Below are 22,090 nucleotides of genomic sequence, written 5' to 3' on the forward strand. Positions count from 1 at the left end.
ATGACCGGTTCGACCGCTGCCGACCCCCGCCGACGCCCCGTCCCCGCTCGGATCGCCTGGCCGATCGTGCAGCGACGCGAAGAGGACCGCGCCGTGTCCGTCGTCGCGGAGCACCGCACCAGCGTCGCCCTCGTCGGAGCGCCCGGGCTCGGCAAGAGCACCGCCGCCGCCCGTGTCACCGACCGCGTCGCCGGACGCGAGGCACCCGGCCGCCTGCTCGTCGTCCCGATCACCGCCGTCGCGACCGGGGCGTCGATGCCCTTCGGCGCCGTCTCCGAACGTCTCGGCGACCTGCCGGCCGAGGTCCTCGCCGACGCGGCCGGCGCGGAACAGCGCCTGCGTGAGGCCGCGGACGTGGTCGACCGTGACCTGCTGCTCCGCGTGGACGACGCCGACCACCTCGACGCGATCTCCGCCCGGTACGTCGCGTGGCTCGTCCGGTTCCAGGGGGCGCGACTCGTGCTCACCTGCCGGGACTTCACCGCGCTCGCCGAGCCGCTGCGGTCGCTGTGGCAGGACGACCTGCTCGAGCGGATCGACCTCGGACCGCTGGACCTCCAGGACACCGCCGCGTTGATCGGCGACGCGCTCGCAGCCCCGCTCGAATCGGCGTCGGTCGAGCGGGTGCACCGCGCGACCGAGGGCAACCCGCTGTACCTGCGGGAGGTGGTGCGTGCCGCGCTCGCGTCCGGGGCGCTCGAGCACACCGCGTCCGGCTGGTACTGGCGCGGTCGGATCACGGCGTCGAACAGCCTGGCGGACATGTACCGGACGGAGCTCGGCACGCTGCCGGAGGACCTCCGCGACGTCGTGGACATCGTGGCGCTGGCCGATCCGATCCCGTTGTCCCGGTTGCTCAGCCTGGTCGGCGGCGGGGACGTGGACCGCGTCGTGGCGCTCGGCCTCGTCCGCATCGACTCGCTCGCCGACGGCGCTCCGGTCGTCCGCCCCTCCCACCCGCTCGTCGGCGAAGTGGTGCGCTCCCTGGTCCCGGTCGCCCGGCGCACGACCCTGTTCGCGCGGGCCAACGCCTTCCGCACCGATCACCCAGCCGGCGCCGTCCCCGCGGCACGACTCCGCGCAGCGCTGTGGGCGCTCGAGTGCGGGGTGCTCCCACCCGTGCCGCAGCTGCTCGACGCCGCACACGTCGCGACGCGGTTGCAGGAGCTCGAGAGCGCGGTCGCCCTCAGCTCCGCCGTGCTCCGCGCCGAGCTGTCCCCGACCGAACGCGTCGCGGCGCTCTGCCTGCGGTCCCTCGCCCACGGCTACAGCAGCGGTCGCGAGGCCGGCCGCGCCGACGCCGAGGCCGCGTGGGAGATCGCCCGGACCCGCAGCGACGAGGTCGCGGACTCCGCGGTGGTCGAGGCCTGCGAGACCCTGGCGAACATCCGGCAGTTCCACGACGACGACCCCCTGGCCGCCGCCGCCCTGACCGACGTGGCGATGGGACTGGTGCGCGCCGACGCGGCCGAACGACTCCGACTGCTCCGGCTCGCGCACCTCGGGTGGGGCAGCCGCTTCGACGAGATCCGCGCGGAGATCGACCGGACCGGCATCGTCGACGCACCGACCGTCCCGGTGTCGTTCCTCTGCGTCGCACCGTGCGCGGTGATGGCCCTCGCGACGGGCGGCCGGCTCGACGACGCGATGACGCTCGGGCGAGCGTCCCTGGCGACGGCGGCCGTGCACATCGAGGAAGCACCGTGGAGCGTCGGGGAGATCATCTCCGTCCTGCACCAGGTCCAGGTGTGGCGGGGCGAGATCGACGACCTCTTCACCGAGGTCTCGCTGAACCGGTCGAGCCCCTTCCTCAAGTACGACTTCACCCTCGAGCTGATCGGCGCCGGCAACCTGGCGCTCGGACAGCGCCGCTGGGACGACGCCATCGCGGCGTTCTCCGCCGCCTGCGAGCGGTACGCGGTGGCCGACCACGGCGGGTTCGGGGCGTACCCGTGGGCCCGGCTGGCGATGGCGCTGGCGTACGCCGGCCGTGCCGAGGAGGCCGGCGCGGCCCTCGAGCGCGCCCGGACGACCCCGCCACGCGCCATGCGCATCACCGGCGAACAGATCGCGACCACCATCTCCTGGACCGAGGCGGTGCTCGGCAACCCGGCCGGACTGCAGCACGCCGACGAGCTGATCGAGCGGGCGACCGCGAGCGGCGCGTGGACCCACGTCATGTACGCGCAGACGCTGCACTACGCGAACGACATGCTGAACGGGCAGGACACCACCGCGTCGCTCGACCGGATGCGGGACGCGGCCAGCCGGGTGGACGGGCCACTCGCCGGCGCGATCGTCGAGTACGCGGACGCGATCCGGGCGGGCGACCGCACCCGGACGATCGCGGCGCAGACGGTGCTGGCCGCGTGCGGGATGGCCGTCACGGCGGGGCGGGTGCGACCCCCGCTCACCCGGCGCGAGTACGAGGTGGCCGGGCTCGCGGCGCAGGGGCTGTCGAACCGGCGCATCGCGGAACAGCTCGGGTTGTCGGTGCGGACCATCGACGCGCACCTGTCGCGGGTGTTCGCGAAGTGGGACCTGCACGCGCGGTCCGAGCTGAGCGCGCTGCTCTGAGTCGACCGCTCGCGGGGGCCGCGTCCGCTGACATTGCGGCTTTCGGACTTGCGGGTGCGATGAAATCGCAAATCCGTTGCGGAATGCAGCACGCCACGCCGAATGGTTGACACGTGACGCGGAACATCGCGTAGCGTTGGGTCCGTCGCCGGGTTCGGACCCGTTCGGGTCGGGTCCGAATCCCGGCGGCTTCTACGCTACGGCCGTCGCCGTGGCCACCGCATCGGTAGGGCCTACCTAATTCGATCCCGGTCGGTACGCATCTGTTCGTGCCGCGTCGTGGCGGTCCCCGCGGTCGGTCGTGAGACGCTCGTCAAGTGCCCGTCAAGTGCTCGTCAGGCGCTCGTCCGCACCGGCAGGAACGGTGCCAGGTCGGCCCGCGAACCGGAGGCGCTCACCGCCGCTGCCGTCGCCGCGTCGTCCCAGCGCAGCGCCCCGGTCGCCAGTGCGATCCACGTCGTCGCGTCCGTCTCGATGACGTTCGGGGGCGTCCCGCGCGTGTGCCGTGGTCCGGGGACCGCCTGCACGGCGGCGAACGGTGGGACGCGCACCTCCACGGCGTTCCCGGGGACGTCCTCGGCCAGGCGCTGCAACGTCCACCGGACGGCCGTCGCGACGCTCGGGCGGTCCGTCGCCCCCGCGACCACCGCGGCCAGTGCAGCGGCGCCTTCCGCGTCGTCGATCGTCCTGCCAGGCATCTCCACAGGCTAGCCGGTGCATCGCAGCGCGGGCCCCTGGCTCGGTAGGGTGATCGGGTGCGAATCCTCGTCCTCGGTTCCGGTGCCCGCGAGCACGCGATCATCACGGCGCTCCTCGCAGAGTCCGCCGGTCACGTCATCACGGCAGCGCCCGGCAACGCCGGCATCGCAGCCGACGTCGAGACGGTGTCGCTCGACCCCACGAACGGGCCGCTCGTGGCCGAGTACGCGATCGAGAACGACATCGAACTCGTCGTCATCGGGCCGGAAGCGCCGCTGATCGCCGGCGTCGCGGACCCGCTCCGCACCCGCGGCATCCCGGTGTTCGGTCCGAGCAAGGCCGCCGCTGCGCTCGAGGGGTCGAAGGCCTTCGCGAAGCGGATCATGTCCGAAGCGAACGTGCCGACCGGTCGCCCGGTGTACGCCGGCACCATCGACGAAGCCGTCGCCGCGATCGACGAGCTCGGCGCCCCCTACGTCGTCAAGGCCGACGGGCTCGCGGCGGGCAAGGGCGTCCTCGTGACCGAGGACCGCCAGGCAGCCGTCGACCACGCCACCTACTGGCTGCAGCACGGCCCCGTCGTGGTGGAGGAGTTCCTCGACGGCGAAGAAGTGTCGCTGTTCTTCCTCAGCGACGGTCACGACATCGCGCCGCTCAGCCCCGCGCAGGACTACAAGCGCCTCGGCGACGGCGATGCCGGCCCGAACACCGGCGGCATGGGCGCCTACTCGCCGCTCCCGTGGCTCGCCGACCGCTGGGGCTCCGAGGCCGCCTTCGTGGCCGAGGTCGCGGACCTCGTCGCACTGCCCACCGTCCGCCGTCTCGAGCACGAAGGCACGCCGTTCGTCGGCCTGCTCTACTGCGGCCTGATCGTCACCGAGCAGGGCGTGCGGGTCATCGAGTTCAACGCGCGCTTCGGCGACCCGGAGACGCAGGTCGTCCTCCCCCGCCTCGCCACCCCGCTGAGCGAGCTCCTCCTCGCAGCCGCGTCCGGGCAGCTCGGCAGCCACCCGGCGCCCGTGTTCCACGACGACGCCGCCGTGACCGTCGTCCTCGCGAGCGAGGGCTACCCGGAGAACCCGAAGACCGGCCGCGTGATCACCGGCATCGACGCCGCGAACGCCCGTGACGGCGTCTCGGTGCTGCACGCCGCCACCGGGCTGCTCGACGGCAAGCTCGTCGCGACCGGCGGCCGGGTGCTCAGCGTGGTCGCCACCGGCACCGACTTCACCGAAGCGCGGGACCGCGCGTACGCCGGTCTCCACGACATCACCCTGCAGGGCTCGCAGTCCCGCACCGACATCGCCGCGAAGGTCACCCGATGAGCGCAGCAGCACCCCGGGTCGACGGATGGAAGCACGTCTCCTCCGGCAAGGTCCGTGAACTCTACGTCCCCGCCGACACCGCGAACGTGGCCGGCGCGACCGAGCTCCTCCTCGTCGCGTCCGACCGGGTCAGCGCCTACGACTTCGCCCTCGAACCGCCGATCCCGGGCAAGGGCGAGCTCCTCACCCGCCTGTCCCGCTTCTGGTTCACGCAGCTCGGCGACGTCCCGAACCACCTGCTCGGCCCGACGGGCACGAGCACGCCGGTGCCGGCGGACATCGCGAGCCGCTCGATGCACGTGATGCCGCTCCGGATGTTCCCCATCGAGTGCGTCGTCCGCGGGTACCTCGTCGGCAGCGGATGGGCCGAGTACCAGGAGTCCGGCAGCGTCTGCGGTGTCGCGCTCCCCGAGGGGCTCGCCAACGGCGACCGTCTGCCCGAGCCGATCTACACACCCGCGTACAAGGCGCCGCAGGGCGAGCACGACGAGAACATCTCGTTCGAGCGCACGGAAGCACTCGTCGGGCCCGAGATCGCGGCGCAGCTCCGCGACCTGTCGCTGCACGTCTACTCCGAGGCAGCGGCCATCGCCCTGCAGCGCGGGGTCATCATCGCCGACACGAAGTTCGAGTTCGGGCACGACACCTCCGGGCAGATCCGCATCGGGGACGAAGTCCTGACGAGCGACTCCAGCCGGTACTGGGACGCCACCTCGTACGACCAGGGCAACCGGACCGACTCGTTCGACAAGCAGATCGTGCGGAACTGGCTCAGCGACCACTGGGGCAAGCAGGGCGTGCCGCCGGTGCTCCCCGACGAGATCGTCGAGCGCACGGCCGCCCGCTACCGCGAGCTCATCGAGCGCCTCGGCGCGTAGCGCGCTCGCTCGCCCCCCCCTCTGCGAAGGTGGTCGAATCGCGCGTCGGTGGTCAGTTCTCCCGACCGCCGACGCGCGTTTCCGCTTTCCATGGCGCGCGTTGTGGGTCAGGACGCACCGCCTGGAGGCACGGTGCCACACCGCCGGACCGGCACCGGGCCTCCAGGCGGTCCCGTCCGGTCGCCGCGACCACCGCGCGTCGCTGAGATCGCAGTTGGTGTCGCCTATTCGGCGCAGGTTCGACACGAAGTGCGACCTCACCGAGACTGCGGGCGCGCGACGCGACGCGACGCGCGCGCGCGACGCGCGCGCTCGCTCAGGCGTTGCGCGCGACGACGACGACCGTCAGGTCGTCCCCCGGGTCGTGGGACGCCGCGCGGGCCCGGATGCGCTCCAGGAACACCGCGGCGTCCGCCGACTTCCGGTACAGCCCGCCGAGCCGGGACAGCGACGCGAGCGTGGAGTCCCACAGCTCGAGCGCGCCGTCGCTCACCAGGATCAGGGTGTCCCCCGGCTCGAGCAGCAGGGACCCGGCGGTGCGGGACAGCCCCGTCGGGTGCAGTCCGAGCGGCAGGTCGAACGAGCGGTGGATGGTCTCGGTGCCGTCGGTGTGCAGCTGCAGGACGAGGCCGTGCCCGGCGTCGACGAAGTCCACGCGACCCGTCGCCGGAGAGAGCACCCCGTGGAACAGCGTGGCGAAGGACTCGGCGCGGCTGAGCTCCGGGGCGACCTGGGCCTCGAGCGCGGTGACGGCTGCGTCCGCCGGGGACGTGGCGTGTGCGAGCAGCGCGCCGCGGATGTTCGCCGCGAGGAGCCCCGCCGACATCCCCTTCCCCATCACGTCGGAGACGGTGACGTGGAGTCCCCGGTCGGACACGTGCCAGTCGTGGAAGTCACCCGACACGACACCGTGCGGGACGGACATCCCGGTGACGCGGTAGCCGGGCACGTCGACGGCTCGGGGTTCGAGGTCGGCGAGCACCGAACGCAACCGGTCCTCGTCGGCGCCGGCCGCGAGCTCCCGCGCAGCCCAGGTGCCTAGCTCCTCGAGCAGGGCGACGTCGTCGGGTTCGAGCGTCCGCGGGGTCGGGTCGATGAGACAGAGCGTGCCGACCTTGACGTCCTCCGACCCGACGTGCAGCGGCACCCCGGCGTAGAACCGCACGTTCGGGTCGCCCGTGACCATCGGCAGGTCGCGGAAGCGTGCGTCGATCTGCGCGTCCGGCACGAGCACCGGCCCGGTGCTCGCGAGGGTCCGCCCGCAGAAGGTGTCCTGCAGCGGGATGACCGGCTCGAAGACCCTGGCGCTCTGCTGCGACTTGATGACCAGGTGGTCGTCGCCCGCCAGGTTGAGGAACGAGCCGGAGACACCGAACGCCTCTCGCGCGATGCGGGTGATCCGGTCGAAGCGTTCCTCCGCGCCACCCTCGACGACGTCGAGCGCGGCGAGCAGTGCCGCGCGCCGGACCGCGTCGGTCTGGGGTGTCGACGGCACGGTCGTCGCGGTCTCGGCTGTCATGGCTCCACGCTAACGCGCCAACCGGACAGGTCCTGTCCCCACATCGGAGGACCAGCGCCCCCAGTAGACGGGCCATCCCGCCGTGGACGGCCACCGTGACAGAAGTCACGGGAGATCCGTGACGGCTGCCCCATGGGCGAGTCGCGCCCGCCCCGGATGCTGGAGGACATGAACCCAGCACCCGTGATCCAGCTCAGCGGTCTCCGGAAGCGCTTCGGCCCGGTGACCGCGGTCGACGGTGTCGACCTCACCATCCGCACCGGCGAGGTGGTCGCCCTGCTCGGCCCGAACGGCGCCGGGAAGACCACGACGGTCGACCTCGCGCTCGGGCTCTCCTCCCCCACCGAGGGCACGGTGCGCCTGTTCGGCGACGACCCGCGCCGTGCGGTGATCGACGGCCGCGTCGGCGCGATGCTCCAGGGCGGCGCGCTGCTGCCCGACATGACGGTCCGGGAGGCGGTCGCCCTCGTCGGCGCCGCGCACCGGAGCCCGATGCCGATCGACGAGGCCCTCCGCCGCGCACGCTGCACCGAGATCGCCGGCCGCCGGGTGAACAAGCTCTCCGGCGGGCAGCTGCAGCGGGCACGCTTCGCGGTCGCCGTGGTCTCCGACCCGGACCTGCTGGTCCTCGACGAGCCGACCGCCGCGATGGACGTCGAGGCCCGGCACACGTTCTGGTCCTCGATGCGGGAGTTCACCGACGCCGGCCGCACGGTCGTCTTCGCCACGCACTACCTCGACGAGGCCGACACCTTCGCGGACCGCATCGTCATCCTGCGCTCCGGTCGCGTCGTCGCCGACGGCACCCCCGCCGAGATCAAGGCGATCGCCGCGACGCGGACGATCCGGTTCGGCGGGGTCCCCGAGACCGCGCACGACGCGCTCCTGGCACTGCCCGGCACGGTCGGCCTGGAGGCGCGGCACGGCTCCGTCACGCTCCGCACCGACAGCTCGGACGTCACGCTCAGGGCCCTCCTCGCCTCGTTCCCGGAGGCGCACGACATCGAGGTGGTCGCCTCCACGATGGACGACGCCTTCCTCGCACTCACCCGTGACCCGATCGGAGTCCCCGCATGACCACCACGACCTCCGCGGCCGCCGTCGCCGCGCCCCTGTCCGTCCCCGCCGGCCGCGGCGGCCGGATGCCCGTCCGCTACGTGCTCCTCGAGACCAAGCGTCAGCTCCGGAACGTCCGGGCGATGGTGTTCACCTTCGCCGTGCCGGTCGTGATGCTCCTCGTCTTCGGCGCCGCGTACGGCGCCGAGCACGACCCGACCACGGGGCTGCCCTACCTCGTCGTCACCACGCTGCAGATGGCGTCGTACGGCGCGATGATGGCGGCGCTCAGCCAGGCGTTCGCGATCGTCAACGAGCGCTCGATCGGCTGGAACCGGCAGCTCCGGGTCACGCCGCTCTCCGGATGGGGGTTCCTGGTGTCGAAGGTCATCGCCGCGATGGCCTTCTCCGCGATGTCGATCGCGGTGACGATCCTGGTGTCCGTCCTGGCGCTGCACGCGTCGCTCAGCCCGATGCACTGGCTCGCGGCGGCGTTCGGCATCTGGTGCGGGGTCGTGCCCTTCGCGCTCATCGCCATCCTGATCGGGCAGTTCGCGAAGCCGTCCTTCGCGCAGCCCCTCTTCATGGTCGTGTTCATGGGGCTCGCCATCCTCGGCGGGCTCTGGGTGCCGCTGTCGATCATGCCCGCGTGGATGGGGAGCATCGCGCACCTGCTGCCCTCGTACTGGCTGAACCGGATCGGGCAGATGGGTGCCGGCGCGACCGGGACGAGCGGCATGCTCGACCCCGCGCTGGTCCTCACCGGCTGGGCGATCGTGCTCGGTGCCGTGATCATGTGGCGCTACCGTCGCGACGCCGCGCGGCAGTGAGCCGCTCCACCGGCGCGCGCACGACCGGTGCTGACGGCCCTAGCCTTGCGTCCATGGACGAGGTGACGAGCGTGGCGGGCCCGAGCCGGGCCTCCCGTCAGGGGCCACGCTCGTTCCCGTGGGCCGCACCGCCCAGCAGCGACGCGGCGGAGATCGCGCACGCACGTCGACGCTGGTACGGCGGAGCGGTCTTCGGGCTGCTGTGGCAGGTGCTGCTCATCGTGGCGCTGTGGACCGACGGCCGCTCGCTGACGGACCACGTCGTCGCGACCGTCACGCTGACGCTCGTCTACGCGTTCTACCTGGTCGCGCCGGAACTGATGTGGCGGCGGGGGCTGACCGGACGCACCGTCGTCGTCGGCTTCTACGCCCTCTGCTCGGCGCTCCTGCTCGTCGTCGTCGGCCCCCTTGCGGTGTGGTCCTGGCCGCTCCTCGTGGCGCTCTCCGGGTTCGTCGCCGCCCGGTTCTGGGTCGCCCTCGTCGTCGTCGTGCTCACCGTGCTCGGCGAACTCGTCGTCGCAGCGGTCATGGGCTGGTCGAACGCGGCGGACCTGGGGATCCTGTTCGCTCCCGTCATCACCGTCTCCGTCGGTGCGTCGATGCTCTTCTTCGGCCGACAACGCGACGCCGAGCAGCGACTCGGCGTCGCCCAGGACGAGATCACCCGGCTGGCAGTGGTCGAGGAGCGCGCCCGCTTCTCCCGCGACCTGCACGACGTGCTCGGCCACTCCCTGACCGTGGTCGCGATGAAGTCCGAACTCGCGGCGCGCCTGGTGGAGGTCGATCCGGCCCGGGCCAAGGCCGAGATGCAGGACGTCGAACGGCTCTCCCGCGAGGCACTGCAGGGACTCCGGCAGGCGGTCAGCGGGTACCGGGAGGCCGACCTGTCCGCGGAGCTCGTGTCGGCACGGGCCGCACTGTCCGCGGCGTCGATCGACGCGGACCTGCCCGTGTCGGGCGACGTCGCCGCGACGGACGTGCGGAGCCTGTTCGCGTGGGTGCTCCGCGAGGGCGTGACGAACGTCGTGCGGCACGCTGCGGCGTCGGCGGTGCGGATCACGCTGACGCGGACGTCGTTGACGGTGGAGGACGACGGGACCGGGGTGCTCGGTGCCGGTGGCGGTGCCGGTGGTGCTGGCGCTGCCGGCCCTGCCGGTGGTCCTGGCGTCCGGGGCGGGGACACACTCGGGGGGAACGGGCTCCGTGGACTCCGTGAGCGGGCCGACGCCGTCGGTGCGACGCTCGTCACGGGCACGAGCGACCTCGGCGGCTTCCTGCTCCGGGTGGAACGAGGGAGACGATGACCGACACGATCCGGGTGCTGCTCGCCGACGACCAGGCGCTGGTCCGCGGGGCGCTCGCGTCCCTGCTGTCCCTCGAACCCGACATCGAGGTCGTCGCGCAGGTGGCGAGGGGCGACCTGGTCCTCGACGCCGCCCGTGAGTCCGGCGCCACCGTCGCGCTGCTCGACGTCGAGATGCCCGGCGCCGACGGGCTCACCGCAGCAGCCCAGCTCGCCGCGTCGCTGCCGTCCTGCCGCTCCCTCATCGTGACGACGTTCGGCCGCCCCGGGTACCTCCGGCGAGCGCTCGAGTCCGGCGCCGCCGGGTTCGTCGTGAAGGACACGCCCGCCGAACAGCTCGCCGACGCCGTCCGTCGGGTCGCCGGGGGCTTCCGCGTCGTCGACCCGGTCCTCGCCGCCGAGTCGCTCGCCGCCGGCCCGTCCCCGCTCACGCCACGGGAGACCGACGCGCTCATCGCGTTCCGGACCGCCCCCACCGTCGCCGGGGTCGCCGCAGCGCTGCACCTGTCCGAGGGCACCGTGCGGAACCACCTGTCCGCGGCGATCGGGAAGACCGCCGCGCGGAACGCCACCGAGGCGCTGCGCGTGGCCGCCGACAACGGGTGGCTGCTCGGTTCCGCGTAGGCTTGGCGAGTGCTCCGTCGTCTCCCCACCGTCCTCGTCCTCGGTCTCGCCGCGGGCCTGGTCCTGACCGGGTGCGGTGCACAGGACTCCACCGGACGGATCTCGATCACCGTCTCTGCGAACGAAGCCGAACACGGCTACCTGGTCGAGGTCCTCGTCCCGAACGGTCGGGCCGCGGCGCACCAGAAGGCGTTCCCCGGCGACACCCTGAACTTCGCGGGCATCGCCGTCGGCAAGGTCACCGTGCGCGCCGACGGCCTGTGCGCGAAGACCGCGACGATCGCGAGCGGCGAGGTCACCGACGTGACGCTGACGTCCAGCGGCTGCTGACCCGACTCAGTCACCGACACTCGCAGCCAACAAGCCCTCGAGTTCATGTTCTGAGGGCAGCGCGTCCCGTACGTCCTCCGGCAGCAGATCGTAGGTCGCGACGCCCACCGGGCTCTGGTGCGCTCCAAGGGAGTACCGCACGGTGGACTCGTTCTTGCCGGCGACGAGCAGGAGACCGACGGTCTCGGCGTGCGTGGACCGACGAAGACGATCGTCGACGACCGCGACGTAGAAGGACAACTGGCCCAGTTGCTCCGGTCGGAACTTCCCCGTCTTCAACTCGATCACGACGTAGCGCAGCTGGTCCACGTGGAAGAACAGCAGGTCCACGAAGAAGTCGTCCCCACCCACGTCGAAGTGCACCTGCCGCCCGACGAACGCGAATCCGTTGCCGAGTTCCCGGAGGGTGTCGGAGATACGGTCGACGAGCCGCTGCTCGAGCGCGCGTTCACCGCTGTCCCCGTCGAGAGCGAGGAAGTCGAGGACGTAAGGGTCCTTCGTGATCTGCTTCGCGAGGTCGGAGGCCCCGGGCGCGAGGGCACGCTCGAAGTTCGTCGGTGCGCCCTCGAACCGTTCATGCGCGTTCGCCCTGATGTGGTGTTCCAGGACGCTTCGTGACCACCCGTGGTGAACCGCACGCTCGGCGTACCAGTCACGTCGTGACCGATCGTCGAAGCGACTCAACAGCACGGTGATGTGGCCCCACGGTAATTGTGCAACAGGCTGTTGCAGATCCTCAGGGTCCTGCAACGCCCTCGCGAACGCGCGCATGTACGCCAGGTTGCGCGGCGAGAATCCCTTCATGGACGGAAACGCGGTTCGCAGATCGGCTGCCAGACGAGCGACGACACCCGACCCCCACCCCGACCGCCGCTGGCGATCGAGGATGATCGCGCCGATGCGCCAGTAGAGCCGGACGAGCTCGGTGTTCACGCGCCGCTGGGCGGTGAACCGTGCGCTGCGCACCTGCTCCTTCAGCAGGTCGAGCGTCTGGACGTAATCTCTCGGAACGGGGTCTCCCATGCCGGCGACGCTAGGTCCGCGGGCATCCGCAGACGAAACATGTTGTATTCACACCCGCCCGGGTCAGGCGCCGCCAGTCCGCGCCAGCGTCTCGTTCGGGCTCTCCCCGAACCGCCGGCGGTACGCGGCGGCGAAGCGCCCGAGGTGCGCGAACTGCCACCGCCCGGCGACCTCCCGCACCGTGACGACGCCACGACGGCGCACCTGCAGCTCGAGGTGCACCCGGTCGAGCCGGACCTCCCTGAGGTACTGCATCGGCGTGACGTCGAGCGTCCGGCGGAACAGGTCCTGCACCCCGCGCTCACTCAGGCCCGCTGCATCGCCGATGTCGCCGACGGTGACGTCGTGCGCGGCGTGTTCGTGCACGAACCGCACCACGCGACGCAACCGGTTCTCGACGTCCGAGCGTGACCGGGTGAACGTCGACAGGACGACCTTCGCCACCCGGCGGTTCACGGCCCGCCGGTCGGCGTCCGGCAGTCCCGGGTCGAGGATCTGCGTGGTGACCTCGCGGAGCAGCGTCCGGAGCGGCTCGAGCCGGATGTCGCCGGCGACGGGTTGGACGAACTCCCACGGGTCCGTCCCGGCGTCCGCCCGAGCCGCGACGGTGTGCAGGAACGACGGCGACAGGTGCAGCAGTGTCATCCGGGTGGCATCGGTCTCGAAGGCGTACGCGACCGGGGCGGAGAGCATCACCGGCCGCCCTGCCTCGACCTCCCAGCGCTCGCCCGTGTCCGCGGTGACGACCGCTCGACCGTCGGACAGCCAGAACAGCACGTGGTCCGGTCGGGGGCCGATCGTGCCGGCCTGCGGGCCGTTCGTGCCGATCCGCCGCAGACGGACGTCGTCGTCACCCCCGGTGACGTACTCGAACGGCGGTGTCTCGGCCACGCGACACGGTACCGCGATCAGTTCGGGTCCGGTACCGCGTCCCATTCGTTGCCGTAGCGCGACAGCGTCGACCACCGACTGATCGGCCAGGTGATGACGAAGGCGCGGCCGACGATGTCCGACTCCGGTACGGGGCCGTGCACCCGCGAGTCCGCGGAGTTGTACCGGTTGTCGCCCATCACCCAGATCTTGCCCGCCGGGACGGTCTCCGTGAAGTCGGTCGACACGCGATCCGATCCCTGGTCGTGCAGGACGTACGGTTCGTCGACCGCGTGCCCGTTCACCTGCAGTCGTCCCTGCGCGTCACAGCACGAGACCGTGTCGCCCGGCAGTCCGATCACCCGCTTGATGAGGTCGTCACCGAGTCCCGGCCCGAGCCAGCCGCCCGGGTCCTTGAAGACGACGACGTCACCGCGCTGCAGGCCGACGGTCTTCGGGACGAGCTCGTTGACGAGCACCCGGTCCCCCACGAGCAGCGTGTTCTCCATCGACGCCGAGGGGATGTAGAACGAGCGCACCAGGTACGCCTTGACGAGGAACGACGCGAGCAGCGCGGCCACGACGATGATCACGAGGTCCCGCAGGAACCGCCAGTTCGACCGTTTGCCGGTCGTCGAGGATCCGCTCAATGCGTCAACACCACCTTCACGAGGCCGATCACGAAGGCCACGGCGGCGAGCACGATGCCGCCCCACAGCCCGAGGAACGTCGGGCGCTTGCCACTGAACCGCTGCATGAACACGCCGACCATGCCGATGCGGACGACGAGGATCACGAGCGCTGCCGTCTGGGCCCACGGCGCCGGGATCCAGCCGATCCACGCCGCGGCGTAGAGCACCGCGGGGATCATGCCGGACGTGGCGATCGGGTTCGCGTTGCGCACGATGCTCACGACGGACTCGCGACGGGCGTCGTCGTCGGTCTCGTCGTCGCCGATGCCGTGCGCGACGAGGTGTGAGAGCACGTGCGCCAGGTACGTCAGGACCGCCGTCGCGAGCACCGCCCACACCGCCGAGCCGTGGTGGATCGCCTCGGGGTCGACGGCGATGGCAGCAGCGAGCACGGTGATGTTCCCGTAGATGTACGAGGACATCCGGTCGCGCATCTGCGCAACGGGGAACGCCCGCCCGCCCGGACCCCGCCGGTCCGGACCCTGCCCGTCCGGACCCTGCCCGTCCGGACCCCGACCGCGGGGAGGTCGGGCGCGATCGGTGGCGCGTCGTGAGCGTGGCATCCCTCCATCTTGGCCCTGCCCGACCGCGCTCCGCCGACAGGACGCCGAGTGCGATGCTGAGGGCGACGTTTGGTTGACGCGTCAACTATTTGGGCGGACACTGGTCCCATGCACACGCAGGACCTCCTCGCCGCCGACACCGGGATGGGCGCCGTCACGCTCCGGGTCGCGAACCTCGACCGGATGATCGGCTACTACCGCGACGGCATCGGACTGTCGCTCTTCGCGAACGACGGCGGCGTCGCCGTCCTCGGACGACCGTCCCCGTCAGGCGTCGCCGTGCCGATCGTGATCCTCGAGCACTCCCCCGCGCTCGCACACGCCGGCGCCCACGAGGCCGGCCTGTTCCACACCGCGATCCTCTTCGACACGAAGGCCGACCTCGCGGCCGCCCTGTACTCGGTCGCAACGAAGTACCCGCAGACGTTCACCGGCAGCGCCGACCACCTGGTCAGCTTCGCGTTCTACTGCACGGACCCCGAGGGCAACGGCGTCGAGCTCTACTGGGACCGCGACCGCACCGCGTGGTCGTGGACGCACGGCATGGTCGACATGGACACGAAGTACGTGGACCCGAACGCCTTCCTGCAGGAGCACCTGACGTCCTCCGCGCTGGAGTCCACAGCGACCACCCCTGGCCGGGTCGGACACGTGCACCTGTCGGTCGGCGACGTCACCGCCGCGAAGGACTTCTACGTCGACAAGCTCGGCTTCGCGACGACGGCGGGGTGGGGCGAGGCACTCTTCGTCAGCGCCGGCGGGTACCACCACCACATGGCGATGAACACGTGGAACTCGCGCGGAGCCGGACGGCGGCAACTCGGGCTCGGGCTCGGCCTCGTCCGCATCGAGGTCCCCGGCACGGACGACCTGGGCGCGCTGACGACCCGGATGCGCGACCACGGCGTGCAGACCGCGGACGACGGGCGGACGGTCGCGTTCGAGGACCCGTGGTCGAACCGCATCGAGGTGACGGCCCCCGGCCGAGGCTGACGCCTGTCGCGTTCCGGGATCACTCCACAGCCCCGAGGAGGACTTTCGTGATGCCCATGGTGGTCCCTGCCGATCCGCGAGCGCTTCGCAGTGACGTCCAACAGCGCAAGCCCCTGGGAGCCGTCGGGCAGGATGGACGCATGAGCGACGACATCCGGTGGGAGGTGGTCGAGGAGAGCACGCTGACCCTCCCCGACCACGAGGCGATCGCGGCGATGCTGGGGCAGGCGTTCCCGGACTGGTCGCACTGGTACGTGGGCGGCCGCAGCTGGTCCGGCATGCAACCTGAACGCCGGGTGATCGCGCGCGATGCGGACGGGGTGGTCCTCGCGCACGTCGGCATCCGGCGGATGTTCGTCACGGTCGGCGGCGAGGACGTCCTCGTGGGTGACACCGGCCTCGTGGCCGTCTCCCCTCGGCTGCAGGGCACCGGCGTCGGCCGCGAACTCATGACCAGGACACACGCCGTGCTCGACGGGCTCCGCGTTCCCTACGGGTTCCTCGGCGCCGGGGAGAACCGGATCCCGTTCTACAGCCACCTCGGCTGGCACGAGTTCCCGGAGGCGGTCGGCACGTTCTCGGCGTTCACCGCCGAGGGCGCCGGCGTCAGCAACACCGAGCAGGGCGGCTGGATGGTGCGGCCGGTGACCGCAGCGCTCGAGGACTGGCCGGCAGGCCCCATCTGGCTGAACGGCCAGCAGGTCTAGCAGACGGCCAGCAGCTCTCGCAGGTCCAGCAGGTCTCGACACAACCAACGGACGGGAGGCACGGTGCCAGCTCGCACCGTGCCTCCCGTCCGTGGAGATCGGGGCTTACGCCTCGACCGCGACCTTCTCCGGGTCCTCGTTCGAACCCGGCGCGCTCGGCGCGACCGCGGCGCGCACACGCGCACCGAGGTCGGCGTCGACGTTCGTCCAGTACGCGAAGACGCGCTCACGCAGGTCGTCGCGCGTCACCTTGGAGACGTGACCGGCGATGTTGCCGACCAGGCGCTCGCGGGCGGCGTCGTCGAGGACCTCGCGGTACATCGTGCCGGCCTGACCGAAGTCGTCGTCCTCCGGGTGGAGGGTCGCCGCGGAACGCTGCAGCGCACCGTCGGACTCCCAGCCGGGGGCGTCGTCGGTCGCGGCGGGGTCGGCGTGTGCGCCACCGAGGGAGTTCGGCGCGTACACGGGGACCTCGGACTTCTGGAAGTCGAAGCGCATCGCGCCGTCCTTCGAGTACGAGTGCACCTCGTTCTTCGGCGCGTTCACCGGGAGCTGCGCGTGGTTCGTGCCGACGCGGTACCGCTGGGCGTCCGCGTAGCTGAAGATGCGCGCGAGGAGCATCTTGTCCGGGCTCGCCGCGATGCCGGGCACGAAGTTCGACGGCGCGAAGGTGGCCTGCTCGATCTCGGCGAAGTAGTTCTCCGGGTTGCGGTTCAGCTCCATCGTGCCGACCTCGATGAGGGGGTAGTCCGCGTGCGGCCACACCTTCGTCAGGTCGAACGGGTTGAAGCGGTAGGACGCGGCGTCCTCGTAGGGCATGACCTGCACCTTAAGGGTCCAGCGCGGGTTGTCGCCACGCTCGATCGCTGCGTGGAGGTCGCGGATGTGGAAGTCCGCGTCCTCACCGGCGATGCGGTCGGCGTCCTCCTGCGTCAGGGTCGCGTGGCCCTGCTCGGTGAGGAAGTGGTACTTCACCCAGAAGCGCTCGCCCTCGGCGTTGACCCACTGGTACGTGTGCGACCCGAAGCCGTCCATGTTCCGCCATGAGGCCGGCAGACCACGGTCGCCCATCAGCCACGTGACCTGGTGCGCGGACTCGGGCGAGAGCGTCCAGAAGTCCCACTGCATGTCGTGGTCGCGGAGGTGCGAGCCGGGCAGACGCTTCTGCGAGCGGATGAAGTCGGGGAACTTGATGCCGTCGCGGATGAAGAACACCGGGGTGTTGTTGCCGACGAGGTCGTAGTTGCCCTCGGTCGTGTAGAACTTCAGCGCGAAGCCGCGGGGGTCGCGCCAGGTGTCCGGGGAGCCCTGCTCGCCGGCGACGCTGGAGAAGCGGGCGAGCATCTCGGTCTGCTGTCCGGGCTGCAGGAACGCGGCGCGGGTGAAGCGGCTGACGTCCTGCGTGACGGTGACGGTGCCGAACGCGCCGCCGCCCTTCGCGTGGACGACCCGCTCCGGGACGCGCTCGCGGTTGAACTGGGCGAGCTTCTCGACGAGGTAGTGGTCGTGGAGGGCGAGGGGCCCGTCCGCGCCGACGCCCATGGAGTGCTGGTCACTCGACACGGGGGCGCCGCTGTTGGTGGTCGTGGTGGGGGTGCCGGCCGGCTGGCCGGGCGTCGTGTTCTGGTCGGACACGGGTCCTCCTCGGTTGGAACGGTTGTGCGGTCAGGGGTGCTTCGGGTGGTCGGTGGGGCGGTTGCGCTGGTGCTCGCGCTCGCGCCGGTTCGTGCTGGCGGGGCTAGGCCGTGACGGGCTCGGCGTCGTCGCGCTCGGCCGCCGCACACTGCTCGCAGATCCCCCAGTAGGTGACCTCGGCGGTGGTGACGGCGAACCCGTGCGCATCCGACGGGGTCAGGCACGGCGAGTGCCCGACCGCGCAGTCGACGTCCGCGATGGTGCCGCACATGGTGCACACGATGTGGTGGTGGTTGTCGCCGGTGCGGCGTTCGTAGCGCGCGGGGCTGCCGGCCGGTTCGATCCGGCGGACGAGCCCGACGCCGGTCAGCGCCGCGAGGACGCCGTAGACCGCCTGGTGGCTGGTGGTCGGGAGCTCCGCCGCGAGTGCGGTGACGATGTCGTCGGCCGTCGCGTGCGGCATCGTCTCGGTCGCACGGAGGACCGCGAGCCGCGGGGTCGTGACGCGGAGACCGGCGGTGCGGAGCAGGTCTGCATCGGCGTCCATGGGGTCCCCTTCTTTTGCAGCAATCAAGACAACACCACTGTACACGGTTCTGCTCCTGAACCGGTTCTCACGGCGGACGGCCCCGATCCACCCGGTCGTGCGCGGAGGATTGTCGGTGCAGCGACCACAGGAGGCACCCCACGCCGTCACCGTCCGAGTTCTGGAGCACCTGGCACCTCGACCCCCTCGCCGCGGTCCTGATCGCCGTCGCCGGCGTGACGTACGGCTGGTGGGTCGTCGGCGCGCATCGACGCGGCGCGCCCTGGCCGTGGTGGCGGACGCTGTCCTTCGCCGGAGCCCTGGTCCTGTTCGGGATCCTGCAGTTCGGCATCGTCGGCGTCTACGACCAGACCCTGCGGTGGGCGTTCGTGCTGCGGCTCTCGCTCCTCTTCTTCGCGGTCCCCACGTTCGCCGCGTTCGCAGCGCCGGTCACGTTGCTCCGGACGGGAGGCCCGGATCGGCTCGCCCGCGGAGCCTCCGTCCTGATGGGGTCGCGTCCGGTGCGCGTGCTCGGCAACGCGATCGTGTCGCCACTGGTCGCACTCGCGCTGTTCTGCCTCCTGCTGACACCGCTGTCGGCGGCGATCCGGCCGTCCTCGGTCTGGGCCATCGCCATCACGGTGCTCGTCCCGGTGCTCGGGTTCGGGCTGCTCGCGCCGCTGTCCGAGCCCGGGGTGCTGCGCTCGTCGACGTTCGTCACGGCGGAGTTCCTGCTCGCGTTCGTGGAGTTGATGCTCGATGCGATCCCGGGCATCGTGCTGCGGATCACCGACCACGTGCTGGACGGTGCGACGCGGATGGCCGTCGGGCCGGGGTGGTTCCCGTCGCCGCTGCGTGACCAGCACCTCGCCGGAGACCTGCTGTGGTTCATCGCCGAGGTCGCGGACATCCCGGTGCTGATCTCGCTGTTCGTGCGGTGGCAGCGGACCGACCGCCGCGAGGCCCGCGCCGTCGACGCCCTCTCCGACGAGGAGATGGAGGCGCTCACGCGGGCGCACCTGTCCCGCCGCGGGTGAGCGCCGCGCGCCGGCGGGTCGGGTGGCGCGGCTGCGGGGCGTCGCGAAGGGTCGACTCGGAACGACAGGCCCGCTGTCGTACGACAACGACCTCGTCGTCAGGCGGTGTGCGCAACTGTTGCGCACGCCTGCGGACGACAGGACCGCTGTCGTACGACAGCGGTGTTGTCGCGCCGGGCCGAGCGGAGCAGGCCGAACGCGCCGGGCCAGGCACGACGGAGCCCCCGTCCACCGAGGTGGGCGGGGGCTCCGGGTGGCGCGGGTCACACGTCGGCGTGACGACCGTGGTGATCGGACGCGGCGAGCTCCGCTTCGGGGCTCGTCGGCGCGGCACCGGCGGCGTGCGAGCCGTGCTCGGCGCGGGCCGGCTCTTCCGGGGCGCCGGGCTGCGTCGCGACCGCACCGGTCTGCGCCCAGGCGACGGTCTGCTTCGGCTTCGCCAGGAACAGCGCGGCGACGATGGCCACCACGAGGACGACCGCCGGCAGGATCAGCGACTGCCCCATGGCCTTCGAGAACGGGTCGAGCAGGAAGGACGGCAGCGAACCGACCTGCTGCTCGGCGCCGCCCGCGGACGACCCACCCGTGGAGGACGGGAAGTTCGCGGTGATGCGAGCTTCGATCAGGGCAGCGATGCCGGCCGAACCGAGCACCGCACCGATCTGACGCGTGGTGTTGTACACGCCCGAGCCGGCACCGGCGAGGCGCGGCGAGAGGTTCCGCGTCGCGGAGACCGACAGCGGACCCCACATGCAGGCGTTGGCGATGCCGAGCAGGGCGCTCGGCAGCAGGATGACCTGCCAGCCGGCGTTCGCCGCGACGAGGCCGGCGAACCAGAACAGACCACCCGAGAAGCAGGCGAGACCGAACGCGGCGACCCAGCGCGGGTTCCAGCGGTTGAGGTTCTTGCCGACCAGCGGTGCGAGGGCCGCGGAGAGCACGGCCATCGGGACGAGGAGCAGCGCGGCCTGCGTCGGACTGAAGTCCTTGACGTCCTGTGCCCAGAGCATCAGCGGGAGGGCGAACGAGGAGATCGCGACGCCGACGGCCGTGATCGCGATGTTCGCGAGCGTGAAGTTGCGGTCCTTGAAGAGCCCGAGCGGCAGCAGCGGCTCGGTCTTCTGCACGCCCTGCCAGACCACGAACGCGGCGAGCACGACGAGGCCGGCGATGATGAGCGCCCAGACGGAGATCGGACCGGCGATGGTGCCCCAGTCGTAGGTCTCGCCTTCCTGGATGCCGAAGACGAGCAGGAACATGCCGACCGCGGAGAGCACGATGCCGAGGTAGTCGAAGCGGTGCTGGTGCCGGTCGAACGAGGGCACGAAGCGCTGCGCGAGGACGAACGCGACGACGCCGACGGGGACGTTCACGAAGAAGATCCACTCCCAGCCGAAGCCGTCGACGAGCAGGCCGCCCGCGATCGGACCGACGAGGGAGGCGATGCCCGCGGTGGCACCCCACAGGCCCATGGCCGCGCCACGGTTCTGCGGCGGGAACATCCGCGTGATGACGGACATCGTCTGCGGGGTCATCATCGCGGCGCCGAGGCCCTGCACGACGCGGGCGACGATGAGCATCTCGATCGAGCCGGAGAGCCCGCACCAGAGGCTGGCGAGCGTGAACACCACGAGGCCGACCTGGTACAGGACCTTCGGGCCGAACCGGTCACCGAGGCGGCCGGTGATCAGCAGCGGCACCGCGTACGCGAGGAGGTAAGCGCTGGTCACCCAGATCACGGCGTTGATGTCCGCGTCCAGCTTCTGCGCGATGGTGGGGGTGGCGACGGACACGATGGTCGAGTCGACGAGGATCATGAAGAAGCCGACGACGAGCGCCCAGAGCGCGGGCCACGGCTTCTTCTCGGTCGTCCGCGGGGGCGTGACGGTGGTCATCGAGTGGTTTCCTTGCTGTTCGTGGTGATGTCGTCGGGGACGGCCGGACCGTCCCAGGGGATGTCGCCGCTCGCGATCCGGTCGGCCGTGGCGGAGAGCCACTCGATCTGCGTCGTGAGCATGGCACGGACGTACGACACGTCCAGGCGGAAGCGTTCCGCGAGGCCCTTGGCGCGCATGTCCGCGAGTCCCTGGTCGTAGAAGGCCAGTTCGTCACGGAGCGCCGCCACTCGCACCCGGACGGCATCGACCGCCTCGGGCGCGGGGAGGTTCTCGATCTCCGCGAGGGCGAGGTGGAACTCCGGGTACTCCTCGGCGGGCTCGGCGACCATGCGTCGGAGCCCATCGCGGAGCGCGGAACGCCCGGCGTCGGTGATGGCGTAGGTGGTGCGTTCGGGGCGGTTGCCGTCCCGGTCGGTCCCGACGACCTCGGCCAGGCCGAGCTCCGTGAGACGGCCGACCTGGTGGTAGAGCGTGCCGGGCCGCACCTTGACGTGTCGGTCGTCCTTGCGGTGGATCATCGTCTGGAACATCTCGTAGGGGTGCATCGGCCCCTCGGCGAGCAGGCCGAGCGAGGCGAACGCGAGCGGCGTGAGCGACGTCACACGAGCCTCCAGTCAGATGTTCCGGGTGGACTATTCGAGTTGGAATATACGCGTTGGAGGAGTTCTCCACAACCGGTCGGGCGCGCCGCGCGCGCCGCATAGACTGATGCGGTCCCCACCCGACCCCCCGTGCTGGAGTGAACACGTGCCAACGATCGTCGTCGAGGTCATGCCGAAGGCCGAGATCCTCGACCCCCAGGGCAAGGCGGTGGGCAACGCCCTCGCCCGCCTCGGCAAGAACGACCTGACCAACGTCCGCATCGGCAAGCGATTCGAGGTGACCGTCGACGGCCCCGTCGACGACGCCAAGCTCGCCGAGGTCCGCGAGATCGCGGCCGACATCTTCTCCAACGCCGTGATCGAGGACGTCGTCTCGGTCAGCGTCGCCGACGCGGAGTGACCT

At 71.4% G+C, this 22,090-nt stretch carries 22 protein-coding genes; 12 read left to right on the plus strand and 10 right to left on the minus strand.

Features of this window, described 5'->3' with window-relative positions; genetic code table 11:
* Entirely contained in the window at positions 1-2,577 is a 2,577-nt protein-coding gene (locus EDF55_RS08215) for a LuxR C-terminal-related transcriptional regulator (RefSeq protein WP_123654402.1), read from the plus strand.
* 335 nt (positions 2,578-2,912) lie between these two features.
* On the opposite strand, the gene EDF55_RS08220 is transcribed toward EDF55_RS08215, so the two are convergent.
* A complete protein-coding gene (locus EDF55_RS08220; RefSeq protein WP_123654403.1) occupies positions 2,913-3,275 on the minus strand; it encodes a sterol carrier family protein in 363 nt (120 codons plus the stop codon).
* Between the two features lie 57 nt (positions 3,276-3,332).
* Between EDF55_RS08220 and purD the strand changes: the two genes are divergently transcribed.
* Together purD and EDF55_RS08230 are read left to right on the plus strand one after the other, a co-directional pair.
* Complete coding sequence (gene purD, locus EDF55_RS08225) at positions 3,333-4,601, plus strand: phosphoribosylamine--glycine ligase (RefSeq protein WP_123654404.1); 1,269 nt, start codon at positions 3,333-3,335, stop codon at positions 4,599-4,601.
* Entirely contained in the window at positions 4,598-5,479 is an 882-nt protein-coding gene (locus EDF55_RS08230; RefSeq protein ID WP_123654405.1) for a phosphoribosylaminoimidazolesuccinocarboxamide synthase, read from the plus strand. Before purD ends, EDF55_RS08230 begins: the two co-directional genes overlap by 4 nt.
* 316 nt (positions 5,480-5,795) lie before the next feature.
* Here EDF55_RS08230 and EDF55_RS08235 read toward each other — a convergent pair whose 3' ends face one another.
* Entirely contained in the window at positions 5,796-6,998 is a 1,203-nt protein-coding gene (locus EDF55_RS08235; RefSeq protein ID WP_123654406.1) for a PP2C family protein-serine/threonine phosphatase, read from the minus strand.
* A 168-nt stretch (positions 6,999-7,166) separates the two neighbouring features.
* On the opposite strand from EDF55_RS08235, the gene EDF55_RS08240 reads away from it, so the two are divergent.
* The 5 genes from EDF55_RS08240 to EDF55_RS08260 are packed head-to-tail and all read left to right on the plus strand — an operon-like array spanning position 7,167 to position 11,141.
* The gene (locus tag EDF55_RS08240; RefSeq protein ID WP_123654407.1) at positions 7,167-8,075 is read left to right on the plus strand and encodes an ABC transporter ATP-binding protein; all 909 of its coding nucleotides are present in this window, start codon (positions 7,167-7,169) and stop codon (positions 8,073-8,075) included.
* Positions 8,072-8,884, plus strand: a complete 813-nt coding sequence (locus EDF55_RS08245; RefSeq protein WP_243698157.1) for an ABC transporter permease — start codon at positions 8,072-8,074, stop codon at positions 8,882-8,884. The genes EDF55_RS08240 and EDF55_RS08245 overlap by 4 nt, the downstream gene beginning before the upstream one ends.
* Before the next feature lie 53 nt (positions 8,885-8,937).
* Complete coding sequence (locus tag EDF55_RS08250) at positions 8,938-10,188, plus strand: sensor histidine kinase (RefSeq protein ID WP_123654408.1); 1,251 nt, start codon at positions 8,938-8,940, stop codon at positions 10,186-10,188.
* Positions 10,185-10,811: a response regulator transcription factor gene (locus EDF55_RS08255; RefSeq protein WP_123654409.1), complete on the plus strand. Its 627-nt coding sequence runs from the start codon at positions 10,185-10,187 to the stop codon at positions 10,809-10,811. The genes EDF55_RS08250 and EDF55_RS08255 overlap by 4 nt, the downstream gene beginning before the upstream one ends.
* Positions 10,812-10,820: 9 nt before the next feature.
* The gene (locus EDF55_RS08260) at positions 10,821-11,141 is read left to right on the plus strand and encodes a hypothetical protein (RefSeq protein ID WP_123654410.1); all 321 of its coding nucleotides are present in this window, start codon (positions 10,821-10,823) and stop codon (positions 11,139-11,141) included.
* 6 nt (positions 11,142-11,147) lie between these two features.
* Here the strand turns inward: EDF55_RS08260 and EDF55_RS08265 are convergent, their stop codons facing one another.
* The 4 genes from EDF55_RS08265 to EDF55_RS08280 all read right to left on the minus strand — a co-directional run bounded on the left by EDF55_RS08265 (position 11,148) and on the right by EDF55_RS08280 (position 14,148).
* Positions 11,148-12,164, minus strand: a complete 1,017-nt coding sequence (locus EDF55_RS08265; RefSeq protein ID WP_123654411.1) for a YhcG family protein — start codon at positions 12,162-12,164, stop codon at positions 11,148-11,150.
* Between the two features lie 63 nt (positions 12,165-12,227).
* A complete protein-coding gene (locus EDF55_RS08270; protein WP_165931282.1) occupies positions 12,228-13,055 on the minus strand; it encodes an AraC family transcriptional regulator in 828 nt (275 codons plus the stop codon).
* A gap of 17 nt (positions 13,056-13,072) precedes the next feature.
* A complete protein-coding gene (gene lepB / locus EDF55_RS08275) occupies positions 13,073-13,684 on the minus strand; it encodes a signal peptidase I (protein ID WP_123654413.1) in 612 nt (203 codons plus the stop codon).
* Complete coding sequence (locus tag EDF55_RS08280; RefSeq protein ID WP_123654414.1) at positions 13,681-14,148, minus strand: hypothetical protein; 468 nt, start codon at positions 14,146-14,148, stop codon at positions 13,681-13,683. The genes lepB and EDF55_RS08280 overlap by 4 nt, the downstream gene beginning before the upstream one ends.
* A 249-nt stretch (positions 14,149-14,397) precedes the next feature.
* Here EDF55_RS08280 and EDF55_RS08285 point away from each other — a divergent pair, with 249 nt between their 5' ends.
* Both EDF55_RS08285 and EDF55_RS08290 read left to right on the plus strand, forming a co-directional pair.
* Positions 14,398-15,282 (plus strand): VOC family protein, encoded by an 885-nt coding sequence (locus tag EDF55_RS08285; RefSeq protein ID WP_123654415.1) that lies wholly within the window; start codon positions 14,398-14,400, stop codon positions 15,280-15,282.
* Between the two features lie 140 nt (positions 15,283-15,422).
* On the plus strand, positions 15,423-15,989 hold the full coding sequence (locus EDF55_RS08290; RefSeq protein WP_185017230.1) for a GNAT family N-acetyltransferase: 567 nt from the start codon (positions 15,423-15,425) through the stop codon (positions 15,987-15,989).
* Positions 15,990-16,094: 105 nt separating this feature from the next.
* Here EDF55_RS08290 and EDF55_RS08295 read toward each other — a convergent pair whose 3' ends face one another.
* Both EDF55_RS08295 and EDF55_RS08300 read right to left on the minus strand, forming a co-directional pair.
* Positions 16,095-17,624, minus strand: a complete 1,530-nt coding sequence (locus EDF55_RS08295) for a catalase (protein WP_123654417.1) — start codon at positions 17,622-17,624, stop codon at positions 16,095-16,097.
* A 103-nt stretch (positions 17,625-17,727) separates the two neighbouring features.
* Positions 17,728-18,171 (minus strand): Fur family transcriptional regulator, encoded by a 444-nt coding sequence (locus EDF55_RS08300; RefSeq protein WP_123654418.1) that lies wholly within the window; start codon positions 18,169-18,171, stop codon positions 17,728-17,730.
* Between the two features lie 215 nt (positions 18,172-18,386).
* On the opposite strand from EDF55_RS08300, the gene EDF55_RS08305 reads away from it, so the two are divergent.
* Positions 18,387-19,187: a cytochrome c oxidase assembly protein gene (locus tag EDF55_RS08305; RefSeq protein ID WP_185017233.1), complete on the plus strand. Its 801-nt coding sequence runs from the start codon at positions 18,387-18,389 to the stop codon at positions 19,185-19,187.
* 263 nt (positions 19,188-19,450) lie between these two features.
* On the opposite strand, the gene EDF55_RS08310 is transcribed toward EDF55_RS08305, so the two are convergent.
* On the minus strand, positions 19,451-21,082 hold the full coding sequence (locus EDF55_RS08310) for a DHA2 family efflux MFS transporter permease subunit (RefSeq protein WP_123654420.1): 1,632 nt from the start codon (positions 21,080-21,082) through the stop codon (positions 19,451-19,453).
* Positions 21,079-21,687: a PadR family transcriptional regulator gene (locus tag EDF55_RS08315; protein ID WP_260235864.1), complete on the minus strand. Its 609-nt coding sequence runs from the start codon at positions 21,685-21,687 to the stop codon at positions 21,079-21,081. The genes EDF55_RS08310 and EDF55_RS08315 overlap by 4 nt, the downstream gene beginning before the upstream one ends.
* Positions 21,688-21,832: 145 nt before the next feature.
* On the opposite strand from EDF55_RS08315, the gene purS reads away from it, so the two are divergent.
* Entirely contained in the window at positions 21,833-22,087 is a 255-nt protein-coding gene (gene purS / locus EDF55_RS08320) for a phosphoribosylformylglycinamidine synthase subunit PurS (protein WP_123654421.1), read from the plus strand.
* Positions 22,088-22,090 lie beyond the last annotated feature (3 nt).

It is taken from the genome of Curtobacterium sp. ZW137, from assembly GCF_003762905.1.
Taxonomy (GTDB): domain Bacteria; phylum Actinomycetota; class Actinomycetes; order Actinomycetales; family Microbacteriaceae; genus Curtobacterium.